This window comes from Pseudomonas sp. B40(2017) (genome assembly GCF_002112855.1).
Classification (GTDB): Bacteria; Pseudomonadota; Gammaproteobacteria; order Pseudomonadales; family Pseudomonadaceae; genus Aquipseudomonas; species Aquipseudomonas pharyngis.
The window spans coordinates 190,614-208,507 of sequence record NZ_NEIT01000006.1 but is presented as its reverse complement, the minus strand read 5'-3'; the positions used below and the strand labels follow the sequence as shown (position 1 = coordinate 208,507).

21 protein-coding genes and 1 tRNA gene are annotated in these 17,894 nt (G+C 56.1%); 9 read left to right on the top strand and 13 right to left on the bottom strand.

From position 1 onward, the window contains the following. Window positions 1-7 precede the first annotated feature (7 nt). From CAF76_RS18040 to CAF76_RS18010, 7 genes are all read left to right on the top strand, one after another. On the top strand, window positions 8-754 hold the full coding sequence (locus CAF76_RS18040) for an ABC transporter substrate-binding protein (RefSeq protein ID WP_064592811.1): 747 nt from the start codon (window positions 8-10) through the stop codon (window positions 752-754). Window positions 755-832: 78 nt separating this feature from the next. After that, entirely contained in the window at window positions 833-1,528 is a 696-nt protein-coding gene (locus CAF76_RS18035; protein ID WP_085647976.1) for an ABC transporter permease, read from the top strand. Continuing rightward, entirely contained in the window at window positions 1,525-2,214 is a 690-nt protein-coding gene (locus CAF76_RS18030) for an ABC transporter permease (protein WP_039764656.1), read from the top strand. The genes CAF76_RS18035 and CAF76_RS18030 overlap by 4 nt, the downstream gene beginning before the upstream one ends. Beyond that, window positions 2,195-3,430: a methyltransferase gene (locus tag CAF76_RS18025; RefSeq protein ID WP_085647975.1), complete on the top strand. Its 1,236-nt coding sequence runs from the start codon at window positions 2,195-2,197 to the stop codon at window positions 3,428-3,430. The genes CAF76_RS18030 and CAF76_RS18025 overlap by 20 nt, the downstream gene beginning before the upstream one ends. Before the next feature lie 344 nt (window positions 3,431-3,774). Next, window positions 3,775-4,590 (top strand): FkbM family methyltransferase, encoded by an 816-nt coding sequence (locus CAF76_RS18020; protein ID WP_085647974.1) that lies wholly within the window; start codon window positions 3,775-3,777, stop codon window positions 4,588-4,590. Between the two features lie 76 nt (window positions 4,591-4,666). Further along, window positions 4,667-4,742: transfer RNA gene (locus CAF76_RS18015), tRNA-Thr, on the top strand. A gap of 258 nt (window positions 4,743-5,000) precedes the next feature. After that, entirely contained in the window at window positions 5,001-5,795 is a 795-nt protein-coding gene (locus CAF76_RS18010; RefSeq protein ID WP_085647973.1) for a sce7726 family protein, read from the top strand. Here CAF76_RS18010 and CAF76_RS18005 read toward each other — a convergent pair. Together CAF76_RS18005 and CAF76_RS18000 are read right to left on the bottom strand one after the other, a co-directional pair. Next, window positions 5,788-6,864, bottom strand: a complete 1,077-nt coding sequence (locus CAF76_RS18005; RefSeq protein WP_085647972.1) for a beta family protein — start codon at window positions 6,862-6,864, stop codon at window positions 5,788-5,790. The genes CAF76_RS18010 and CAF76_RS18005 overlap by 8 nt on opposite strands. A 1-nt stretch (window position 6,865) precedes the next feature. After that, complete coding sequence (locus CAF76_RS18000; protein WP_085647971.1) at window positions 6,866-7,285, bottom strand: hypothetical protein; 420 nt, start codon at window positions 7,283-7,285, stop codon at window positions 6,866-6,868. A 630-nt stretch (window positions 7,286-7,915) separates the two neighbouring features. Here CAF76_RS18000 and CAF76_RS17995 point away from each other — a divergent pair. After that, a complete protein-coding gene (locus tag CAF76_RS17995) occupies window positions 7,916-8,182 on the top strand; it encodes a DUF3077 domain-containing protein (protein WP_085647970.1) in 267 nt (88 codons plus the stop codon). 58 nt (window positions 8,183-8,240) lie between these two features. On the opposite strand, the gene CAF76_RS17990 is transcribed toward CAF76_RS17995, so the two are convergent. Genes CAF76_RS17990 through CAF76_RS17980 form a run of 3 tightly spaced genes read right to left on the bottom strand, consistent with a single transcriptional unit; the run spans window position 8,241 to window position 9,844 of the window. After that, window positions 8,241-8,951, bottom strand: a complete 711-nt coding sequence (locus CAF76_RS17990; RefSeq protein WP_085647969.1) for an SDR family NAD(P)-dependent oxidoreductase — start codon at window positions 8,949-8,951, stop codon at window positions 8,241-8,243. 33 nt (window positions 8,952-8,984) lie between these two features. Beyond that, window positions 8,985-9,629 (bottom strand): DsbA family oxidoreductase, encoded by a 645-nt coding sequence (locus CAF76_RS17985; protein WP_085647968.1) that lies wholly within the window; start codon window positions 9,627-9,629, stop codon window positions 8,985-8,987. Beyond that, entirely contained in the window at window positions 9,626-9,844 is a 219-nt protein-coding gene (locus CAF76_RS17980; protein ID WP_007952610.1) for a 4-oxalocrotonate tautomerase family protein, read from the bottom strand. Before CAF76_RS17980 ends, CAF76_RS17985 begins: the two co-directional genes overlap by 4 nt. Before the next feature lie 628 nt (window positions 9,845-10,472). On the opposite strand from CAF76_RS17980, the gene CAF76_RS17975 reads away from it, so the two are divergent. Beyond that, window positions 10,473-11,399: a LysR family transcriptional regulator gene (locus CAF76_RS17975; protein WP_085647967.1), complete on the top strand. Its 927-nt coding sequence runs from the start codon at window positions 10,473-10,475 to the stop codon at window positions 11,397-11,399. On the opposite strand, the gene CAF76_RS17970 is transcribed toward CAF76_RS17975, so the two are convergent. The 8 genes from CAF76_RS17970 to aguA form a co-directional block, all read right to left on the bottom strand. Then, complete coding sequence (locus CAF76_RS17970) at window positions 11,316-11,633, bottom strand: AzlD domain-containing protein (protein ID WP_007952614.1); 318 nt, start codon at window positions 11,631-11,633, stop codon at window positions 11,316-11,318. The genes CAF76_RS17975 and CAF76_RS17970 overlap by 84 nt on opposite strands. Further along, window positions 11,612-12,328 (bottom strand): AzlC family ABC transporter permease, encoded by a 717-nt coding sequence (locus CAF76_RS17965; protein ID WP_085647966.1) that lies wholly within the window; start codon window positions 12,326-12,328, stop codon window positions 11,612-11,614. Before CAF76_RS17965 ends, CAF76_RS17970 begins: the two co-directional genes overlap by 22 nt. Further along, window positions 12,325-12,702, bottom strand: coding sequence for a GNAT family N-acetyltransferase (locus CAF76_RS17960; protein WP_007952618.1), 378 nt, complete (start codon window positions 12,700-12,702; stop codon window positions 12,325-12,327). Before CAF76_RS17960 ends, CAF76_RS17965 begins: the two co-directional genes overlap by 4 nt. A 79-nt stretch (window positions 12,703-12,781) precedes the next feature. Next, a complete protein-coding gene (locus CAF76_RS17955; protein WP_011331995.1) occupies window positions 12,782-13,528 on the bottom strand; it encodes a 2OG-Fe dioxygenase family protein in 747 nt (248 codons plus the stop codon). Between the two features lie 232 nt (window positions 13,529-13,760). Continuing rightward, the gene (locus tag CAF76_RS17950) at window positions 13,761-15,047 is read right to left on the bottom strand and encodes an OprD family porin (RefSeq protein ID WP_064592776.1); all 1,287 of its coding nucleotides are present in this window, start codon (window positions 15,045-15,047) and stop codon (window positions 13,761-13,763) included. A gap of 299 nt (window positions 15,048-15,346) precedes the next feature. Beyond that, window positions 15,347-16,015, bottom strand: coding sequence for a DsbA family protein (locus CAF76_RS17945; RefSeq protein WP_085647965.1), 669 nt, complete (start codon window positions 16,013-16,015; stop codon window positions 15,347-15,349). A gap of 242 nt (window positions 16,016-16,257) precedes the next feature. Next, window positions 16,258-16,470 carry a hypothetical protein gene (locus CAF76_RS17940; RefSeq protein ID WP_085647964.1) on the bottom strand — a complete coding sequence of 71 codons (213 nt, stop codon included), beginning with the start codon at window positions 16,468-16,470 and terminating at the stop codon, window positions 16,258-16,260. A 245-nt stretch (window positions 16,471-16,715) separates the two neighbouring features. Further along, a complete protein-coding gene (gene aguA, locus CAF76_RS17935; RefSeq protein WP_085647963.1) occupies window positions 16,716-17,822 on the bottom strand; it encodes an agmatine deiminase in 1,107 nt (368 codons plus the stop codon). Window positions 17,823-17,894 lie beyond the last annotated feature (72 nt).

The following is a 17,894-nucleotide window of genomic DNA, read 5'->3' as shown; positions in this document are numbered from 1 at the left end:
TACCCGCATGCAGAACTACAAAAAGGTCTTCCTGGCCGCCGCCGTCACTCTCGCGTTCAGCGCCGGTGCCATGGCCGAGACCCTGAAGATGGGCATCGAAGCGGCTTACCCGCCGTTCAACAACAAAGACGCCAGCGGTAACGTCGTCGGCTTCGACAAAGACATCGGCGACGCCCTGTGCGCCAAGATGAAAGTTGAATGCTCCGTCGTCACTTCGGACTGGGACGGCATCATCCCGGCCCTGAACGCCAAGAAGTTCGACTTCCTGATCTCCTCGATGTCGATCACCGACGAGCGCAAGCAAGCGGTGGACTTCACCGACCCGTACTACTCCAACAAGCTGCAGTTCATCGCGCCGAAGGATAAAGAGTTCAAGACCGACAAGGACTCCCTTAAAGGCAAAGTGATCGGCGCCCAGCGCGCGACCCTCGCCGGCACCTTCATGGAAGACAACATGCCGGGCGTCGAAGTGAAACTCTACGACACCCAGGAAAACGCCTACCTCGACCTGACCTCCGGTCGTCTGGACGGCATCCTCGCCGACAAATACGTCAACTACGAGTGGCTGAAAAGCGACGCCGGCAAAGCCTATGAATTCAAGGGCGATCCGGTGGAAGAAAGCGACAAGATCGGTATCGCTGTACGTAAAGGCGACCCGATCCGCGAGAAGCTGAACGCTGCGCTGAAGGAAATCGTTGCCGACGGCACCTACAAGAAGATCAACGACAAGTACTTCCCGTTCAGCATCTACTGATCCTGACCTGCCGGATCGGCGCCGTCACATGACGGTGCCGATCCCCGGCCTTGCCTGCCGCGATTTGAAAAGAAATCCATGATTATCGACCTCTACGGATTCGGCCCGGCGCTCTTCGCCGGCGCGCTGATGACCGTCAAACTGGCACTCTCGGCCCTGTGCCTGGGGCTGGTGCTCGGTCTGCTCGGCGCCTTGGCCAAGACTTCCCCGTACAAGCCGCTGCAATGGCTTGGCGGAACCTATTCGACCCTGGTGCGCGGCGTCCCGGAATTGCTCTGGGTGCTGTTGATCTACTTCGGTACGGTCAACGCCATGCGCGCGCTCGGTGAGTTTTTCGGCAATCCCGGACTGGAACTCAGCGCCTTCGCCGCCGGCGTCATTGCGCTGGGCCTGTGCTTCGGCGCCTACGCCACGGAAGTGTTTCGCGGCGCGATCCTCGCCATTCCCAAAGGCCACCGCGAGGCTGGCGTGGCCCTGGGCCTGTCGAAATGGCGGATCCTCACCAAACTGATCATGCCGCAGATGTGGCGCATCGCCCTGCCCGGCCTGGGCAACCTGTTCATGATCCTGATGAAAGACACCGCGCTGGTGTCGGTCATCGGCCTGGAAGAAATCATGCGTCACGCTCAGATCGGCGTGACCGTGTCCAAGCAGCCATTCACCTTCTATATGGTGGCGGCGCTCATGTACCTGTGCCTGACCGTGCTGGCGATGATCGGCATGCACCTGCTGGAAAAACGCGCCGCACGCGGCTTCGCGAGGAGCGCTCAATGAATTGGGAAGTCATCATCAAGTGGCTGCCGAAACTGGCCCAGGGCGCAACGCTGACCCTGGAACTGGTGGCCATCGCCGTGATCGCCGGTTTGCTGCTGGCGATTCCGCTGGGCATCGCCCGTTCTTCGAAGCTGTGGTACGTGCGCGCTGTGCCCTACGCCTACATCTTCTTTTTCCGTGGCACGCCGTTGCTGGTTCAACTGTTCCTGGTCTACTACGGCCTGGCGCAGTTCGACGCGGTGCGAAACAGCTCGATGTGGCCGTACCTGCGCGATCCGTTCTGGTGCGCCACCGCGACCATGACCCTGCACACCGCGGCGTACATCGCCGAAATCCTGCGCGGCGCGATCCAGGCGATTCCGCCGGGCGAGATCGAAGCGGCGCGGGCGCTGGGCATGTCCCGGCCGAAAGCGCTGTTCTACATCATCCTGCCGCGTGCCGCGCGCATCGGCCTGCCGGCCTACAGCAACGAAGTGATCCTGATGCTCAAGGCAAGCGCCCTGGCCAGCACCGTGACCCTGCTGGAACTGACCGGCATGGCGCGCACCATCATTGCCCGCACTTACTTGCCGGTAGAGATCTTCTTCGCTGCCGGCGTGTTCTATCTGGTGATGGCTTACGTGCTGGTTCGCGGCTTCAAACTGCTGGAACGCTGGCTGCGCGTCGATGCGTGCCAGGGGCGCTGATTCTTCCGACGTGTTGACGGGCGAGGCCCTGCTCGCCCGTTTCACGGCACTGGATACATTTCTCACAGCGCATCAGGCGCTATGGAAGCCCCGCCCGTTCACTCATCTGCAACTGCCATGGGAAGCGTCCTACCCTGAATTGTCCTCGTGGCTACGCGGACGTTCGCTGGAAGATGCGGAAAACGCCCATAACCACCCTGCCGAACTCTTGGATGCGCCGGAGCCGTTTGCTTCATTGGCGGCGTTGTCGCTTGAACTGAGTGCGGTGGGTGAGTTGCCTGCGCATTCGCTGCAAGCCGCCGGGCACCGTCTGAATGTCGATGTGCCGGGGCGCAAATGGCAGCAGATCGAAGCCTTCGCCAGCCGCTTGTCGTTTGCCGCGCAACCGAAGCACTGGCTGGATTGGTGTTCCGGCAAAGGCCATTTGGGCCGGCGTCTGCTCGGCGCCGGCCAGCAACTCACCTGTCTGGAATTCGATCCGGCGCTGGTCGCCAGCGGCCAGGCACTGAGTCAGCGTCATCACCTGCATGCGCTGCATGTCGAGCAGGATGTGCTCGCGGCGAACACCGCTTTATTGCTGCACGCCGAGCACACGCCTGTCGCCCTGCATGCTTGTGGCGATCTGCATGTACGCCTGATGCAATTGGCCTCCGCCGCTGGCTGTCGACAACTGGCAATTGCACCGTGCTGTTACAACCGGATCAGTCGCACTGAATATCAGGCGTTGTCCTCCGCAGGTTCATGCTCCGCCCTACAGCTCTCGCTGGAAGATCTGTCCCTGCCGATGAGCGAAACCGTCACCGCCGGTGCCCGCGTCCGACGTCAGCGTGACACCTCCATGGCCCGCCGACTGGCCTTTGATCTGTTGCAACGGCAGGTGCGCGGCGTCGACGAATACCTGCCAACACCGTCCCTGCCCAGCGCCTGGCTGGACAAACCGTTCGCTGATTACTGCCGCGATCTGGCAGCGCTGAAAGAGTTATCCACAATCGGCTCGCCAGATTGGGTGGCACTGGAAGCGGCAGGCTGGCAGCGATTGGCCGAAGTTCGCAACCTGGAACTGCTGCGTGGACTGTTCCGACGGCCGCTGGAGCTTTGGCTGAATCTGGATCGGGCACTTTTCCTCATCGAACAGGGATACGTCGTACGTCTCGGCACCTTCTGCGAAGCGCCGCTCACACCGCGCAATTTCCTGTTGCTGGCCGAACGCGTTTAATCTTCCACAGCCTGTGGATAACTCTGTTGATGGAATTATCGTGGATCCAATATCCACGGCTGTTTCAGGCCACTAACAGCGCTGGTCATTTTTTGTTCATATGAATAAAAAACCGGCAAAACAGGGATTTGCGATTCAAATGAGAACCCGTCCACAAAATCCCCTCTAAGCCCGTCCTCTTCAAAGCCTGTTGTGCATAAGCCCTCGACCAAAAGGACATAACCGCCGAATCGCGGACGCCGGCAATGGACAATTGCACCGGCCATCTGCCCTTGCTATACAGACCTGTGCCGTGCAGATAGCGCACGCCCGAACAAGAAAAGTCTGACCGACAGGAAGCGACCGTGACGTTCATTTCTTACGCACAGAATTTCGAGGACGTACGCCTGTGGCGCGCCCTGCAGTATTTTGAAAACGGTTTTTATATCGACGTCGGCGCCAACGACCCGATCCACGACTCGGTCACCAAGGCCTTTTATGATCGCGGCTGGCAGGGCATCAATGTCGAGCCGATGCAGAACTACTACGACGCACTCCGCCAGCATCGCCCCCGCGACACCACGCTGCAATGCGTGGCCAGCGACCAGCCGGGCGAACTGACTTTCTACGGCATTGCCGACACCGGCCTGTCCACCGCTGACCCGGTCGTTGCGCAAGAACGCAAAAACCTCGGCATGGACGTGCAAAGCTTCACTGTCAACGCACGCACACTGACCTCGATCTGCGAAGAACACGCCGCCGAGCGGCCAATCCACTTCCTGAAAATCGACGTCGAGGGTCACGAAGAGACCGTCCTGCGCGGCATGGACTTCAGCCGCTTCCGCCCCTGGATCATCCTCATCGAAACCCCATGGGAGCGCGACCACACCTGGGAACACCTGGTGACCGACGCCGGCTATACCAACGTCCTGTTCGACGGCCTCAACAGCTTCTTCCTCGCCAACGAACACATCAACCTCAAACCCGCGTTCGACCTGCCACCGTGCAACCTCGACAACTTCCAGCTGTGCAAAGGCCACAACCTCGCCCACCCGGTAAACCCTGCACTGGAAACCGCCCTGCAACGCGCCGAACAAGCCGAAGCCCAACTGCGCGCCATGCAAAACAGCCGCGCTTGGCGCGCTGTACAAAAACTGCGCAACGTCCTGCGCCGGGCGTGATTCGCAGACGGCGCAAAAATAGTCTGAATTCAGGGGTTTACAGAAGCACCCGAGTCGCTATAATCGTCGCCCACACGCCGGTATAGCTCAGATGGTAGAGCAACTGACTTGTAATCAGTAGGTCCCGGGTTCGATTCCTGGTGCCGGCACCATACAAAACAAAGCCCCTGCAGAAATGCAGGGGCTTTGTTGTTTCTGGGGATAGCTTGTGAGTCGGGAGCCAGTCGAGAACCACGAGTCCTTGTGCGGAAATCTGACTATATTTCAAAAGTTGGAAAATATGAGATATACAGATTATATTGCATGATATAAAATATCCTGGGTAGTTAAAGGGAATATGGCTAAACCATCATGCCACACTGACATTATCAAAACTTAATTATGACTAAGCAGAAGAGTGCATATAAGTTATGATTATAAAAGAAAAAGAAATAAAGGCCGCATTGATAGACTGGCTGGAAGCCAAGGGTATGGTGCAGGATGCCGTCATTATAAATGAAATGGTAGTAGCGAACTGGACCCGCCGCGCAGATATTGCCATTGCAAATGGGCGCTTGTATGGCTTTGAAATAAAAAGTGAAGCAGACTCATTAAAGAGATTACCTGGACAAATAGAGTCCTTTTCCAATCACTTTGACAAAGTCACAATAGTTGCAGCATCAAAATTCATAAATCAAGTAAAAGAAGAATACCCTTCAGAAATTGGGATACTTGAGGCGTATCGTATTCAGGGCACAGTAAAGATTAAGCAAGTACGCGCGGGTAAACTTATAGAGATAAAAGACCACGCTAGCTTAGGAAACCTGATCACCAAACTAGAACTCTCAAGAATACTAAAATCTTACAGCACGCCTCACACTGTCACAGATGCAAAGAATATTCTCATCGAAAAAACCAAAACAATGCCCACCAAAGTATTTAAACAATATGTTTTGTCATGCATCAAAGCAAGGCACATAAATACTCACTGCGCATTTTACGAAGCTCGAAAAAAGCGCGGAAGCCTTCTGAGCTTGGGCTTACTTAGCAAGCAAGAAAACATGCGAAGGGTGGCGGAGAAAAAGGAACAACAACTAAAAAAAACCTTCTCCACAAAAAACTCATTTTACGAAAGACAGTTAGACATCAATCTTTTAGAGCGAGAGTGCGGAGCACTTCCAGACTTCATGCCCCGCACAATAAAAATCAAACGAAAACTTAAATAATTTCTTCGTAATCCTCTTCATCCCCAACCACACCATTACAGCGAATGTCGATCTGCTTTGAAATATGCATATTAACTCTCGCCGCAATCCAGGATGCGGGGGTTTTCATATTTTCAATCTCGCCAGCTGCAGCTCTTCTAATCATCTCAGCCCCCCAAGTTTCGTCGCGATTAATTTCTTCATAAGACATGATCAGCGATTGAGCCGCATTTATATAGCCAGTAGAGTTATTGTCAGGACGCCGTTCAAAAACCCAAGCATCCGTTAGAGGGTAATCAATACGAGGCGTATATCGCCCACCACCTGCTAGATAGACACGAGAGTGAATTGAACCATGATCGCCATATATTGCGGCATCGCTTCCGATTGCCGCGTGTAGTTTAGACTCATACATTGCTATCAAACCTCTTCTCCCGGCACTATTAGCATCAAGAAAAGAAACTACGGATGACGGGAAGCTGGTGGAAATCACGCTTATTTCGGCATCATCCACTTCATCTCTAATTTCATTGATTGTAGAAATGCACCCTGCCAACGACGCTGGAAGAGTATCCCTTACATATCCCGCATCAATAATCACAAGCGCATTATCAATCGAATCAAGAGAAGAAAGAGCAGAAATTATTTTTGCCGTATCCTGACCAAACGCTCTTACTTTGAATACAACCTTATTCAGCCCAAACGACTCAAAAAAACGAGCTTGCCTTACAATCTGAGAGAGCTTTGCATCTTCCGTTATCTGCACTACTGGAATAACAGGAGCTTCGATAGCAGAAATAAAATCCTGCCATTTTAAAAAGTTTCGTGAAGGATCTTTAAGCTCCTGCAAATCACTAGTAACGAAAGAGGACTCTGTCGTTAAGTCTAATATAATTGGCCGACCACCTGCCGCAGAAACAATCTTCTCTAGTGGGACGACTACATTTGACTGTCGCGGCCAAGCTCCCAGCGTAAAAGTAGGGATGATATCGCTTTTCTTATCATCGCTTAAATTCTCATAGCCGGTTACTTCCGCAGGCCTACTGCGCAGTGCTGGATAATAGTTATACGAACCGAAAACAATACTCATCTTAAGCTCCTTCTCGCTGCAAAATAACTTCAGCCTCAAACGAAGCTGTTGTTTCAGCCATCTTCTTATCTCTTTTTGCTGCTGCAGTATGACGTACCGTTTTCGAAATCACGTACGCATCAATCTCCATCATCTTGTTATTAGCATTCTGTAAGTCATTGGACTTAACTAACAACTCATAATTTTTATCATGGACCGCTGACAGCTCACTCAATAGCTTCAGAATTGGAATAATCAATAGTATCCCTATCAATACAGCTGCAACCCATCCAGACACGCCTAACCAGATAGCTTTTTCACCTGAAGAAAGGGAGTAAACCGATAGTACAACCCCCATCAGACTAAGGATCACCCCAATAAAACCTATATAGTTTCCTATATTAGCGCTACCTAAACTCCCGCCTCTCTCAACTCCAGCCATCGACTACCTCCTTGTTGCTCAGTCAGCCATTAAAATAAAGCCTGCAAAAAACAATTCAACCTTTTATATCCACCTCCAAAAATATGCAAGAAGTTTCTGCCCGTGTGTGGACCAAGTGCAATGCCAACGTTCCTACGTGAGCACTCTAAATTACTTACAACTATGATCAACTATTCTCACAAGAAACCTCCAGCCGACAGACATATAAATTGTTACACTCACAGATTCACGCTCAAGAAAACAACTTTCCACGACACTATCTAGCCACGATTGCGCATTATTAATTTTTCAGGCTACTGTTTCACCCGTCGCTGCCAATTCAGCGACCGGGCCTGATAACCCGAGTAACATGTAGGCGCTTCAGCGCCCCAATCACGTTTGCCGGCGTTTTTTTATGCCTGCGCATTCGTGCAATGGCGGCTGTGCGTGGGAGACCTTCGGGTCTGCCGGTTTCCTACATTTCCGGTTTATCAGCCTGCGTACAGCTGCCACCCATTCGCCTGATAACGAATGCGGCAGCTTCAATGCAATGTAGGAGTCTGAACATGCCAGCTATCGTAAGATCCACAATTTCGCCCCTCGCTACACCGGTCATCCCTGCCAACCTCCCAGACAACAGTAGGTGAAGCCATGACCAATCCTCAAGATCTGAAAACCCTCGGCCTCACCCATTTCTCCTTCCACTCCAACCACGTCCTCTTTCGCACCAACCCCGGCGTCCCGGTGGTCACCGCCCTCTCCCACGCCTCCCATCTGCTGCACATTTCCAAACTGCTCATATCAGATACCTCTGCCGCCAACGATCCGGAACTCCACGCCTGCGCCTCGCAATACTTGCAGGAGTTGAGCAAGGCGCTGGTTGATGATGCGGTCAAAGTGCTGAGCCCCGATCCGTAAACCGTCGCCCACAAAAAAGCCCTCGCATCGCTGCGAGGGCTTTGTGTTATCGCTTCAATCAGTGCCCGGCGCTCTGCCCGCCGTCCACGTGCAGAATCTCGCCAGTCACAAAGCTCGCGTTATCGAGATACACCACCGCCTGCGCGATATCGTCGATTTCGCCCATGTGCCCAACCGGATGCAGCGCGCCCAGTGCCGCGTGGGTTTCTTCGCCATGCATCGGCGTCTTGATGATGCCCGGCGATACCGCGTTCACCCGGATTCCGCGCTTGGCGTATTCGATGGCCAGGGATTTGGTGGCGGCGTTGAGGCCGCCCTTGGTCAGGGAAGCGAGGACCGAGGGCACACCGTCTACCGCGTGGTCGGTCAGGCTGGTGGTGATGTTGACCACGTGGCCCTTGCCCTGTTTTTCCATCTCGGCGATGGCCAGTTGGGTGATGTAGAAGAAGCCGTTGAGGTTGACCGACAGCACCGCTGCGTAGTCTTCCGGGGTGTAGGCGGTGAACGGTTTGGCGACGAAGATGCCGGCGTTGTTGACCAGGGTGTCGATGCGGCCGAAGCGTGCCACGCCTTCGCTGATCACCCGTTGAGCGGTGGCCGGGTCGCCGATGTCGCCGGCGATGGTCAGGATCTGCGGGTCGTTCGACGGTTTGATCGAGCGCGAGGTGGCGACGATGTTGTAGCCCAGTTCGCGGAAGGCCTTGACCATGCCTTCGCCCAGACCTTGGGAAGCTCCGGTGATAACGACAGTTTTTTTCGAATTGCTCATGATGAAATCCTCAATCAATAAGTAGGTGTTGAATCAGGCCGCAGCCAGTTGTTTCAGCATTTGTTCGTAGTACTCGACCGATTGCGAACCGGACACCAGGTGCTTGCCGTTCAGGATCAGCGCGGGCACCGAGTTGATCCCGTGCTGCCGGTAGAACGCCTGCAGTTGCCGCACTTCGCTGGCGAATTCGTCGTTGGCCAGCACCTTGCGGGCCCTCGCCGCATCCAGTCCTGCTTCGGTCGCCAGACGTATAAGCGTCGGGTGATCGTTGGGGTTGTCGCCGTCGCGGAAGTAAGCGCGCAGCAGGATCTTTTTCAGCGCGATCTGCCGCCCTTCCTGCGCCGCCCACATCAGCAAGCGATGGGCATCGAAGGTGTTGTGAAAGTGCGTGCGTTTCTCCAGGTCGAACTCGAAACCGATGGCCTTGCCGCGTTCGATCTGCATCTTCTTGCCGGCGGCGACGTCTTCGACGGTGCGGCCGTATTTGCGCATCAGGTGCTGCACTGCCGGTTCACCTTCGGCGGGCATGTCCGGGTTGAGTTCGAAGGGCTTGTAGGTCAGCTCCACCGAAATCTCGCCGGCCAGATTGCCGATCGCCTGCTCCAGCGCTGTCGCCCCGAGTGCGCACCAGGGGCACACCACGTCGGAGACGAAATCGATGGTCACGGTCGGAGTCATGACTGGCCCCGTTCCGCCAGCTGTCGGCGGTATTCGGTGGTGGTGATGCCGGCGTAGCCCCAGTTATCGGTGTCGACTTCTTCGATCACGATGTGGGTCAGGTCCGGGCGTTTGTTGAGGACACGTTCCAGGGTTTCAGTGATTTCGGCGATCACCTGAGCTTTCTGCTCACGGGTAACGCCGTCGCGGGTGATGCGTACGCTGACAAATGGCATGACGACTACTCCAGTGACCTGCCCTCGGGATGATGGTCAGGTGTTGGAGCTCAATGTAGGCGTGTGCCGGGAGGGGAAAAAGTAGGGGTGGGGTACTTCATTTGTGAGGTGGTGTAATGAATTGACAAGCCGAGGTTCAGTGACAGAGAATCCCTCCAAGAGCGCGAAACCGGCTGCCATCAGGTGGCGATAGTCGGCGTTAGGAACCCCGTTGATGACCTGAAAATTAGCGTTCGGGTGAGACCTCTTCTCCCCTGCTTGAGGGAGCACAATTTCGAGTGATTTCGACAAAAAAGCCGACAGTTATGTCGGCTTTTTTATGAGCGTTATTTGAACTTCCTTTGAGATACGCCTGCTCAATTGCTGGCATAACGCGCTTACCCTGTCAGTCGTTTCCCTTGAAAAATCTCCGCAGACGCACCCAAACCGTGCACTTTTTTTGACCCCAATCACCCCCACGTCACCAAAAAACCCGATCCTGTGTCAGCCTCCAGCCATCGGCGGGGACATCGATTCGCTACTAATTGCGCGACAACTATGCTCAGGTACAGGAATATAGCCGGCAAATGGCGCCGTTCAGGCCGTCACGTACACAACAATACCCAGCCCACTTCAGAGGGCATTACCCATGGATAGCAGAACCTTACGCAACCTCATGCGCATCGTGCAGACCGGCTCGTTGTCGGCCGCAGCCGAGCATTCGTGCCTGACCGTGCAGGCCCTGGCCGCACAGTTGAACAAGGTCGAAGAGCAGTTCGGTTTCCGCTTGTTTAGACGATCCAACAAGGGGCTGACGCTGACGCCGCAAGGCACCGAGCTGACGCCTTATATGGACAGAGTGCTGATTGCCACGCGGCAGATGGAAGAGAAAGTCGAAGCATTGAAGGTGCCGGGACAACGCACATTGAAAGTGGCGTTGAACACCACGCTGGACCCGGATTTCAACCGGCGACTGATCGGGCGCCTGATCGAGGTGTTTCCTGATTACCAGATGGAATTCAGCTACGCCGAGTCGATGGAAAACCTCAGCAAGCTGAAGAACGAGGACTTTGACCTTGCGGTGCTGATAGGCCCGCAGCGTCCGGGTTTGCCGAGCATTGTCCTGCCTGAAGTACAGGTGCAGGTGGTCGGCGCGCACTGTGGTCAGGAGAACGATCCGCTGACCTTGCTTGGCAACAAGTTTCAGGTGCGTCCCGCAGAAGATTGTCCGTATTCCCACAGCTTTTTGCGTTTTCTCGACGCCGGGCTGGGTAATCACGAGAACAGTCAGCGCACGATTTATTCCTGCAGCGAAACGCTGACCCTGTCGCTCATCACCCAAATGGATGCGGTCGGCATGGTCTCCCGCGAGGCCGCGCAGAAGAACGGCCTGACGATCTTCCCCGGGTTCGAGGATTTCCTCGAAGTGCGCCTGGCGGTAAACAACCCGGATCTGTCCGGCCAGGCGCTGAACGACGTGGTCGATCTGCCGCTACATGAACGAGCCGAGCGCAATGTACGCAGCCGTCCCAACCGCCACACTGAGAAAGAGGTTTTTGCTGAAATACGCACATAACAGCGTCGGAATCGCTGCATAGAATTCCGGGCGATCGAGCTGTATGTGCTGATCCTTGATCAACAAGGGTGTCAGGCTGATCGCAGCGACGATCGCCACCGGCAGATACTCCAGCGCGCGGGCGACGAAGGGCGGCCAGTGCTCGGTGTTGACCTGCAGCGGCAAGGCCCGTGGCAGGAAGGTCACGGCCATCATCAGCGCGACCACCAGGATCAGGAACGTTTGGTCAGGCATACACCCACTCCGCAGCCCACAAACGTGGCGATGAAAACGTTGAATGGCGAGCTGCCCACCAGGCTCAGTGCGCCCATGCAGGCGACTGCAGCCATAGCGGCGATGAATTTATTGCGGGTGTTGCAGAGCGAGACCAGCACGTAGAGCATCATCGCGGTCAGCGCGTAATCGAGCTGGTATTTGATCAAGTGCGACGCGTACTGCGCGCAGAGGGCGCCGAGCAATCCGCCGATCACCCAGGAGGTGTGGCAGAACAGGTTGAAGCCGATCAGGTAGCGAACATTCACCGGTGCCCCGGTGCCCAGTTTGACGCTGTGGAAGGCGAACGACTCATCGGTCAGCCCGCCGGCATAGCACCAGCGCTCCATGCGGCTCAGGCCCAGTGCCCGCAGGGCTTTCGCCATGTAGACCGACATCAACATGTGCCGCGCGTTGATCAGAAATGTGGTCAGCACGATGGTGGTCAGTGACGCACCGCTGCTGATCAGCGCCAGCGCCGCAAACTGCGAAGCCCCGGCATACACGAACAGACACATGGCCACCGGCAGCCACAGTGGCAGCCCGGCATTGACCGCCATCAGCCCGAACACGAACGACACGGTAAAGTAACCAGCGACCACCGGGCTGGCTTCGGCAAAGGTGCGCGATGGCTGACGGTCGACCATCAGCGGCGCACTGCCGGATGTTTCATTCATAGATCCCTCTCAAATGTCCGCTCGCCGTGAGGTTCGCAAAAACCCTGGGCCGTCCAGAAACGCTTGCCCGCGAGGTTAGCATCATCGACGAACAGGAACATCCGCAGCACTCCGACCCGTTTCATGTCGGCCGACGCCGCTTCCACCAGCCGCTGGCCCACGCCCTGGCTGCGATAGCGCAGGCTGACCGCCAGATGGTTGATCGTGCCACGACTGCCGAGCATGCCGCCCAGCACCGCGCCGACGATCTCGCCTTCGACATCGAAGGCGAGATAGGCCGTGGTGGTTTTCTGGATCAACACGCCGCGCAGGCATTTGGCGTCCTGCCATTCACAGAACGACACTTCGTCGAACTGGCGGAAGAAGCGCTCCATGCGCTGCGCGTCCTTGGCCGTCGCGCGCCGCAGCACCACTGGCGTCGAGCATTCGACGCCGTTGATTGGGGTGATCTGATTAGCGAACAATGTCGAAAGCGGTCCCGGGCCGCGAGAAGGAAATCGCCAGGATCTGCCGGTACGCCATGGCGTGGGAGTGAGTGTTGCGTGCCGGTGTCACGTAGTGGCGCATGTCACGGTCGAGGAAGTAGGTGGTGTCGAGGATTTCCTGGTAAGTGGTCGACGCCAGTTGCTGCTCGTGGATGTCGTACAGGCGGCTTTCGGCGCCCTCGACATTGTTGCGCCCCCAGAAGTGCACACCGCTGAACGGATAACCGTCGCAGTGAATCCCTTCCGGAGTGATTTCCAGTTGTTTGCCGGGCTTGATCTCGATGCGGATCTGATGGATCTGGCACTGCCAGATTTCATCGTGCAGCTCTTCCGGCAACACGCTTTTGTACACTTCGAAATCGGTGTCGATCAGGCTGCGCATCACCGGCGAGCTGATGACTTCGTCCGAGAAGTCCTGGAAGTGCCGCACCACGCCGCCCACATAACTGTTGTTGGCCTTGGACTGCACGTACGCGCGATGTTCCAGTTGCTTCAGTTCGCGAGTCTTGGGGTTGTACTCAAAGTCGCTGTAACGACGGTAACGCATGCCGGCTTCGGCCTGACCGTAGTAACTGTCAGGCTCCATGTTTTCCCAACTTTTGGTCAGTCTGACGAAGTCGGCGAAATGACCGTAGAGATTGAAGTCAGCACCCTGCACATTGGCGTACTTGTCGCGCCGTAGCGATTCGCCCACTTCTCTGGTTAAAACGATCATTACCAAATTCTCCGCTGCATTGAGCGGCCTAATCTATTAGGTGGAGAATTTGCGTCCATGAGAAAGAATTTCAGGCATTTAAAGCCCTGTTTGAAACGCGATTTGAAACGGCTTGAAAGTGCATTTCAAATGACAAAAACACGGGTTTTTATGCTGTTTTTTCAAAAAGCGTCAAAAAAAAACCCCGAACCAGTCGGGGTTTTTCTGTCGCGTTTTGCGGGTCAACCGATCATCAGAAGATGTTGATCGGGTAATCCACGAATACACGCAGTTCGTTGCCGCTGACGTTGTATTCGCTGGATTTCTGCGACACACGCAGGATCGAGCTACGCAGCTTGATGCTCAGGTCTTTGGCCGGGCCACTTTGCACGACGTACTTGAACTGGTTGAAGATCTCACGCTCGGTGCCGCCTTCGCTGGTGGACGTGGTGATGTTGTCGCCACGCACGTACGCGAAGTTGTAGCTCAGACCCGGTACGCCGAATGCGCTGAAGTCCAGGCCGTAGCCCAACTGCCAGCTGCGCTCGTCTTCAGCGTTGAAGTCGGACCAGTAGGAGTTGGCCAGGTAGATGGTGTTGCCACCGTCACCCACGCGACCCTGACCTTTCTGATAACCGCCGTAGGCGTAACCCAGGTTGCTGTCGCCGGTGGAGCGCTGGTGCGCCACGGTGAACGAGTGCGGGCCGGTGGCGAAGGTCGCTGCCAGGCTCCAGATCTTGTTGTCGTCGCCGGTTACACCGTTTTCGCGGACGTAGGAGTTGTCCAGCTTGGTGCGGTAACCGTTGAAGTCCAGGGTCAGGGACTGATCCTTGTCGATCGGGAACACGTAGTTGGCGTTCACGTATTGCTTCTTCAGCACGTCTTCGACGTCGGAAGCGTACAGCGCTGCCTTGAACTGTTCGGTGAACTGGTAGCTACCGCCCAACACGTTGATCGATTTCAGACCACCGCTGTCACGGCCTTCAGCGCTCTTGCGCGATTCGGCGGTGAAACGGCCCGCGTTCAGCTCCAGGCCTTTGATCTCTTTGGAAGTGATCAAAGTACCGGTGTAGCTTTCCGGCAGCAGACGCACGTTGTCATAGCTCAGCACCGGCAGGGCCGGCATCTGGTCACCGTAAGTCAGTACGGTGTTGGAGATACGGAATTTTACCGCTGCGCCACCCTTCGACAGGTCGTCAGCCGCGTTGCCGCTGTCACCCTGTTTGAAGAAGTCGATACCACCGGCACCGCTGCGGCCCTTGCCGCCGTCCAGGCGCAGTGCATACAGACCGAAGGCATCCACACCCACACCCACGGTGCCTTGAGTGAAACCGGACGAGAACGTACCGATGGCCGCTTGGCCCCATTCGGCTTTGTCCTGGTTGCCGTCTTTGTAGTCACGATTGATGTAGGCATTGCGCAGCAGCACTTTGAGGCTGCTGTCTTCAACAAAACCCTTGGACTCGGCCTGGTCGTTAGCCATGGCCGAAGTGGCACTCAACATCCCCAGTGCGATCAAACTGATTCGCTTGTTCAACATTTTGTTTTCCTTATTACGGGTTGAAACGCGCTGTGTCGAACGGCTGAAACGGCGCTTATTGCACTCTTTTATTCACCCCGAAACAAAAAGACCCGCTCAAGACAATGTCATGGCGGGCCTGCTCCTGATTTTGAGTCATGGCGGTTAGCCACAGGCGTTGGGCCGAATCGTAGCCGCGCCCTCAACAATGTGTCAATTTCAAGAATCGTCTTTAAATAGGCGAAAAACGTCTAAAAAAAGTAAATTTTGCGGTGGCTTCGTGCAGGGAAACGCCTGTAATCAGGGATTTTAATGCCGGGTCACGCACACCCGTCGAGGCCACAGACCGGCAAGGCATGCGCCGCTGTCGCAGGCGTAAACGACTCACTCAACCATTGAGCGAAGGCCCGCGGTTTACCGAGCCACGGGCCGATATCCACCACTGTGAACTGACCATCCTGCTCCAGTGCGAGAGTCGGAAAACCCTGCCCGCCGAGTTTCGCCAACAGAGCGCGGCTGTTCTTCATATGTTGCTCGGTGTCGACGGACTGCTTGGCGTTCAAGAAAGTAGCGGCGTCGTAACCCTGCTGCACCGCGTATTCCAACAGCACACTTTCGTCGGCAATTCGGCGCCCCTCGACATAGTGCGCCGTCTGCAAACGCCCCAGCAGCTCCAGGCCACGGCCGTCGATTTTCTCCGCTGCCAGCACAGCGGCAATCGGCGGTGCCGAATCAAACACCGCGGTGTGATCGCGCAACAGGCCTTCGAAATAGGCTTCGCCAAACGGCTGACCGGTGTATTCGGCAATCCGTCGGTCATGGGGCATTACGTAATTGCGCAGTTGCGGCGAAACGCTCTGGCGGTTGGCACCAGTCATCATGCCGCCGGCGTGGGCTATCACTGGCAGCACTTGCTGTGCGGCTTGTACCAGCGGTTTGGCGCCATAGCACCAGCCGCACAACGGGTCGTAAATGTAGTGAAGGGTCATCGAAATGCTCCGGCTGGAAGGTGGGGAATGATGTCGGCACATTAGTCCCTCGGTCGTTGCGGAAAAACGCCGGAATGGCTTTCAGTGTGTTTCGGCAATCGGTCAAATCGAGACCGGCAGCCGCCACTTCCAGGTCAGGCAGACAACCTGGTGGGCATTGGCACCTAAAGCTTCTGATATCGCGCCCATAAAAAAAGCGCTGCCATCCCGGCAGCGCTTTTTACAATCCCTGTTTGTTCTTCTTATCCTTCCATTACATCCCACAATGCGTCCAGTTCGGCCTCGCTGAACAGGCCAGCGGGGTAACGCTCGATCATCATCCGGCGCGGATCAGGTTCCCTGATCTGACGCGTTCCATTGGACTTCAACCAGTGCGCGACAATCTGGAGCGACTCGGTATTTACAGGCATGGGATGCAACGTCCGCTCGCTGATTACGTTCACTTCGGCGTTCATTTCAGCGCTCTCTCCCCGTTCGTGAGCGGCTAAGTTATCCAAGGTATATGACAGAACTGTTGAAGTTCTCCCCCCTCCCTAGTGCACCATGAGCGATACAAGAGCTATGCCAATGTCTGACAATTGTCGACCAGCGGACATAAAGAAACCCGCAGTCCTGACGGGCTGCGGGTTTCTCTTCAAGCGTGGGCAACAAATGACTGCCCAGTCGATTTTCCAATCAACTCAAGCTGTTACATCCGCACTCACTCTTTGTGCGGCGCGGGCTGCTGTTGGGTAAGGCAGTGAATGTTGCCGCCTCCCAGTAACAGTTCGCGCCCCGGCACCATCACCACTTCGTGTTGCGGGAACAGGTTCTGCAGGATCTCTCGCGCCGGGGCGTCCATCGGGTCGTCGAAGCTTGGCGCGATGATGCCACCGTTGACGATCAGGAAGTTCACGTAGGAACCGGCCAGGCGCACGCTCGGGTTGCGCTCCTGAGTGCCGTCCACCGGGTCCACGCCAGCGCATTCTTCTTCGGTGGCAAACAGCGGCCCCGGAATCGGCATCTTGTGCACCGTGAACGGGCGGCCCTTGGCGTCAGTGCTGCTTTCCAGCACTTTCATCGCGGCCTGGCAGCGCGGGTAGTTCGGATCCTGCGGATCGTCGGTCCAGGCCAGCAGCACTTCGCCCGGACGCACGTAGCAGCAGAAGTTATCCACATGGCCGTCGGTTTCGTCGTTGAACAGGCCATCCGGCAGCCAGATGATCTTGTCCACCGACAGGTTTTCGCTGAGCACCGCTTCGATCTCTTCGCGGCCCAGGTGCGGGTTGCGATTGCGGTTGAGCAGGCATTCTTCGGTGGTGATCAGGGTGCCTTCGCCATCTACATGAATCGAGCCGCCTTCGAGCACGAAGCCTTCGGTGCGATAACGCGGGCTGCGCTCGATTTCGAGGATCTTGCCGCCGACCTGGGAATCACGGTTCCACGGCGAATACAGGCCACCGTCAAAACCGCCCCAGGCGTTGAAGTCCCAGTTCACGCCGCGCACTTCGCCGCTGTTGTTGATCACGAAAGTCGGGCCGCTGTCGCGAACCCAGGCGTCATCGCTGGACATCTCGACCACGCGGATATTCGGCACGTCGAGGCGAGCGCGAGCGTTTTCGTACTGGCCGGCGGACACCGCCACGGTTACCGGTTCGAAACGCGCGATGGCCTTGGCCACGGCGACGTGAGCGGCCTGCGCTGGTTTGCCGCCCAGACGCCAGTTGTCCGGACGTTCCGGCCAGATCATCCAGGTCTGGGTTTGCGGTGCCCATTCGGCCGGCATGTAGAAGCCATCGGCGCGTGGTGTACTTTTCAATGTGGTCATGTCGATCAGACTCCAGGGAACCGTCGAGGGTTTTCAACACGCCGTACAGGGTTGGACGACGGACTATGGCGA

Coding starts and splice junctions, on each gene's coding strand:
- CAF76_RS17990 (WP_085647969.1), bottom strand. CDS start 8,951: ATGAGCAATTCGAAAAAAACTGTCGTTATCACCGGAGCTTCCCAAGGT.
- CAF76_RS17950 (WP_064592776.1), bottom strand. CDS start 15,047: ATGTTGAACAAGCGAATCAGTTTGATCGCACTGGGGATGTTGAGTGCC.
- CAF76_RS18040 (WP_064592811.1), top strand. CDS start 8: ATGCAGAACTACAAAAAGGTCTTCCTGGCCGCCGCCGTCACTCTCGCG.
- CAF76_RS17940 (WP_085647964.1), bottom strand. CDS start 16,470: ATGAACGCCGAAGTGAACGTAATCAGCGAGCGGACGTTGCATCCCATG.
- CAF76_RS18030 (WP_039764656.1), top strand. CDS start 1,525: ATGAATTGGGAAGTCATCATCAAGTGGCTGCCGAAACTGGCCCAGGGC.
- CAF76_RS18025 (WP_085647975.1), top strand. CDS start 2,195: ATGCGTGCCAGGGGCGCTGATTCTTCCGACGTGTTGACGGGCGAGGCC.
- CAF76_RS18010 (WP_085647973.1), top strand. CDS start 5,001: ATGATTATAAAAGAAAAAGAAATAAAGGCCGCATTGATAGACTGGCTG.
- CAF76_RS18000 (WP_085647971.1), bottom strand. CDS start 7,285: ATGGCTGGAGTTGAGAGAGGCGGGAGTTTAGGTAGCGCTAATATAGGA.
- CAF76_RS17975 (WP_085647967.1), top strand. CDS start 10,473: ATGGATAGCAGAACCTTACGCAACCTCATGCGCATCGTGCAGACCGGC.
- CAF76_RS17955 (WP_011331995.1), bottom strand. CDS start 13,528: ATGATCGTTTTAACCAGAGAAGTGGGCGAATCGCTACGGCGCGACAAG.
- CAF76_RS17985 (WP_085647968.1), bottom strand. CDS start 9,629: ATGACTCCGACCGTGACCATCGATTTCGTCTCCGACGTGGTGTGCCCC.
- CAF76_RS17960 (WP_007952618.1), bottom strand. CDS start 12,702: ATGGAGCGCTTCTTCCGCCAGTTCGACGAAGTGTCGTTCTGTGAATGG.
- CAF76_RS18035 (WP_085647976.1), top strand. CDS start 833: ATGATTATCGACCTCTACGGATTCGGCCCGGCGCTCTTCGCCGGCGCG.
- CAF76_RS17995 (WP_085647970.1), top strand. CDS start 7,916: ATGACCAATCCTCAAGATCTGAAAACCCTCGGCCTCACCCATTTCTCC.
- CAF76_RS17970 (WP_007952614.1), bottom strand. CDS start 11,633: ATGCCTGACCAAACGTTCCTGATCCTGGTGGTCGCGCTGATGATGGCC.
- aguA (WP_085647963.1), bottom strand. CDS start 17,822: ATGACCACATTGAAAAGTACACCACGCGCCGATGGCTTCTACATGCCG.
- CAF76_RS17965 (WP_085647966.1), bottom strand. CDS start 12,328: ATGAATGAAACATCCGGCAGTGCGCCGCTGATGGTCGACCGTCAGCCA.
- CAF76_RS18005 (WP_085647972.1), bottom strand. CDS start 6,864: ATGAGTATTGTTTTCGGTTCGTATAACTATTATCCAGCACTGCGCAGT.
- CAF76_RS17980 (WP_007952610.1), bottom strand. CDS start 9,844: ATGCCATTTGTCAGCGTACGCATCACCCGCGACGGCGTTACCCGTGAG.
- CAF76_RS17945 (WP_085647965.1), bottom strand. CDS start 16,015: ATGACCCTTCACTACATTTACGACCCGTTGTGCGGCTGGTGCTATGGC.